Consider the following 3,838-nt stretch of genomic DNA (forward strand, 5'->3'; position numbering starts at 1 on the left):
GGTCTTTCCACGGGCACACACACCATTAAGGTGCGCAATGCTTCGGGCTGTGAGACGACGCTGACCCAGGATATTGGCACTGCGCCATCTGCACCTGCAGTAACGGTTGAAGATAAAATTGTTTGTGAAGGTTCTTCTGTTCAATTAACAGCATTACCCGGCGGTGGCTCCTGGACCGGTAATCATGTATCGAACGGAGTATTTACCTCTTCAGGTCTGCCACCTGGGATATATTCAACCAATTATACAGTTTCAGCAAATGGTTGTTCGACCACAAAAGCAGCAACTGTAACTGTGAAAGCCAAAACTTCTTCCTTCACAGCCATTACTATATGTTCCAACCAATTACCTTATAACTGGAATGGTAAATTCTATACACAGCCGGGAACCTATACATTTATTTCAGTTAACCAGTGGGGCTGTGATTCAATAGCTACCCTGGTATTGACTGTATCTCAAATTATTACGGGCCCCACAGATAGTATTACTGTTTGTGAAACCGCTTTACCTTACCAATGGCATGGGCAAAGTATCAGCCAGGCAGGTACCTATTCAGCCACCCTTCAAAATACTGCAGGCTGCGATTCTGTTGTTAAGCTTGTGTTGGCAACAAGTCCTTTGGCCATGGCTAACATTACGGGAGGCAACCCAATTTGCCCGGGCGCCAGTACCACCATTTCTATAACCCTTACCGGTTCTGCTCCATGGACGATTGCCTATTCAGATGGGACTACAACCCATATCGTTAATAATATTACTTCCTCTCCTTATAAACTCATTGTTTCACCTGCCCAAACCACTACTTATTCTTTACTGAGTGTTTCAGACCTGAAATGTAGTAATACCAATTTGACTGGTTCAGTTACAGTTACGGTATTGTCTTCCCAGTCCGGGGTTCGGTATCCAGATGTTTTTGCGATAGCCAATGTGCCCCGGAATTTACAGGCACGAAACCTGGGTAATGGTTCAGTTTACCAATGGAGCCCTTCCATAGGTTTAAATAATTACCAGGTGATCAATCCTGTGTTCACCTATGATTCATCTATTCAATATATCATAACTATTACCAATGGTACCGGATGCACTATAGTTGATACAGTAAGTGTACTGGTTTCTTCCGCCGCTGCGCCAATTACTTCTGATATTTTTGTACCTAAAGCCTGGAGTCCCAATAAGGATGGACACAACGACCTGTTACGTCCATTAACTGTGCATATAAAACAGATCTATTATTTCAGAATTTTTAACCGCTGGGGTCAATTGCTATACGAGACCAATATGATAGGAAAAGGTTGGGATGGGATTTACAAAGGTGCAGCATCTGTCCAGGATGTATACACCTGGACACTTGAAGCTGTGGGGGAGGATGGGAAGCGGTTTAAAAAAAGCGGGTCTTCTATTTTGTTGCGATAAAGGTCTTTCCAACTCACAATCGGGGCATCAATTACAGGGTAAAAAAGACTAAGTATTTACTCTTAAAAAAGCAGTATATTGGTTGAAAATAATTGTCATTGTTAATGGATATGGATTTTAATGGGATTCTAATGCAGGGCTCAAAGACAATGAACTGGTTATTAGATATTTGATGGTTTTTTTAAGAAATAAAAACTGCCTTAAATATTAGGAAAAAAGCAAATAAAATCTTTTATTTGTGCCGAACATCCAATTCCTAAGATTAAAACCAGAACTAAATGCTTAATCCTGTATTGCCTCCCTGAAAAATGTATGAATAGGTTTTGCCTTAACTAGTGCGTTTGAGAATGTATTAATGGATAGAAACCGATTTAATTAACCGCAACCAATCTTTTCTACTCCTCTATATTGATTTTGGTAAGGTCTCACCTAGTGCTACCGGTTTTTGCTGACCATGGAACTTTCTATTAGCAAGGCCATTATTCTTGTTACAACCAAAACATTCGATCCTAAAGACAAACTGTAATTTCCTTATTCCTGTGCCAGGCGTACCAGAATTGATAACTGCTATTGACCGCTTTATAAACCCGTCAAAGTTTATAAGACCAGTAATGCACGGGCACGAGAACACATACAGGCTAACCAATAACTGCCGTGGGGGAGGTGTGCCATTCTATGCATTAAGGTTAATGGCTATTCTGGCTTTGTTTATTGCATCTTCATTTGAAAAGCTAAATGCCCAAATCAATCTTACCCAAAGTGCATCAACTTCCTGTTCCAATATAAATGTTGTATTTACAGCCACAATAACTCCTGATCCTGTGACAGGGGCTATCGATTTTTATGATGGAGCTACTTTAATTGGTTCTGCAACTTTAAACGCAGGTAAGGCTGATTTTTATAAAAATAACCTTGCTCCAGGAAGTCATACCATTACTGCCAAATATTTATTGATCCAGTCTAATGCTATTACGCATACAGTCAACCCGGCTATAAATCCGGGAACGATAGATGTAACAGGTGGTGCCCGTTGCCCTGGTGGTAACCCGGGAACGATCAATAGTTTAACCCCTGCTTCTGGTGGGAATGGAGGGTTGGTTTATAACTGGCATTCCAGTATTGATAATGGTGCTACATGGACTAATATTGGCGTAACCACCGACAGTTATAACCCGGGGCCAATATCCCAAACCACATTATACAGGCGCAGTGTTTATGATGGATGTGGTACTATTGATCAAACGGCCGCATCGCAGTTTACAGTCTATCCCGAAGCAATTTCACAATCCATAAATGCAAGCCCCAACCTGGTTTATACCTGTTCAGGAACAGATGGTATTACTTGTACCGGGAATGTTTGTTCAGGTATTGGGGTGTCTGCAACTTTCTCCGGCGGAACTACGGGAATACCAGGTAGAACAGATTATGACGATGTATATCAAATGAGCATCAACGGTGGAGCATGGACAAGTTATACTCCGGGATCAGTTATATCCACCAGTAATTTTTTAACTGCCGGAACCGTCTCTATAAGGACAAGGAGAGAGCCACATTATACAACGCTGGGATGCAATTTTGGTAAGTATAATATTGTTACTTGGACGGTTAATCCTATACCAACATTAACCAGTTCTTTAACTGCTGCAAGAACAAGTAATAGTTCCATAGACTACATACCGCAAAGCAATACTAGTAATACAAATTATAACTGGACGCGTGATGCGGTACCAGGTATTAATAATCCTGCTTCCAGCGGAACCGGAAGTATTTCAGAATCGTTGGTTAATACAACGCACAACTCAATTGATGTAACCTATCATTATGTACTGAATGCAAACGGTTGTTCCAATACACAGGATATCGTTCTGAGAATTGCAGGAGCTCAAGCTGTCCAATTCAATGTAGGAAGTACAGGAAGTCTATGTGAGGGAGCAGGAACAACCATATCACTAAGCGGATCAGAACCTGCAAGTGCAGGCATAAGCTATCAACTAAAAAGGGATGGGGTAGATGTCGGTTCAGCAATCCCCGGCAATGGCGGGGCAATCAGCTTTCCCGTCCAAAATGTGGTTGGTACCTATACAGTTGTTGCATCTGATAATACTCCGATGATTGGATCGGTAACAATTACTCCGCTGCCCACAGCTGCCATCACCAACCAGGTTAATGTAAGTTGTTTTGGAGGTAATAATGGAAGTGTTACTGTAGGAGGTGCTGGTGGTTCAGGAGGCTTTACTTATAGTATAGATGGAACAAACTTCCAGGGAAGTGGGACATTCAGTGGATTAAGTGCTGGTGGATTTACAATTACAGTTAAAGATGCAAATGGATGCATTGTAACTAAAAATGTTACGATCACACAACCTACATCGGCTGTAACTGTAGCGTTGACCTCTCAAACCAATGTATTATGTTTTGGTCAATC

2 protein-coding genes are annotated in these 3,838 nt (G+C 41.6%); both read left to right on the top strand.

Annotated features, from left to right (window positions below):
• Positions 1-1,413 (top strand): T9SS type B sorting domain-containing protein (locus BP74_RS21545; protein ID WP_496377618.1); only part of this gene is annotated, 1,413 nt, incomplete at its 5' end.
• Positions 1,414-1,952: 539 nt separating this feature from the next.
• On the top strand, positions 1,953-3,838 hold a 1,886-nt coding region (locus BP74_RS21550; RefSeq protein ID WP_496377620.1), incomplete at its 3' end, for an Ig-like domain-containing protein.

It is taken from the genome of Flavisolibacter ginsengiterrae DSM 18136 (assembly GCF_059568575.1).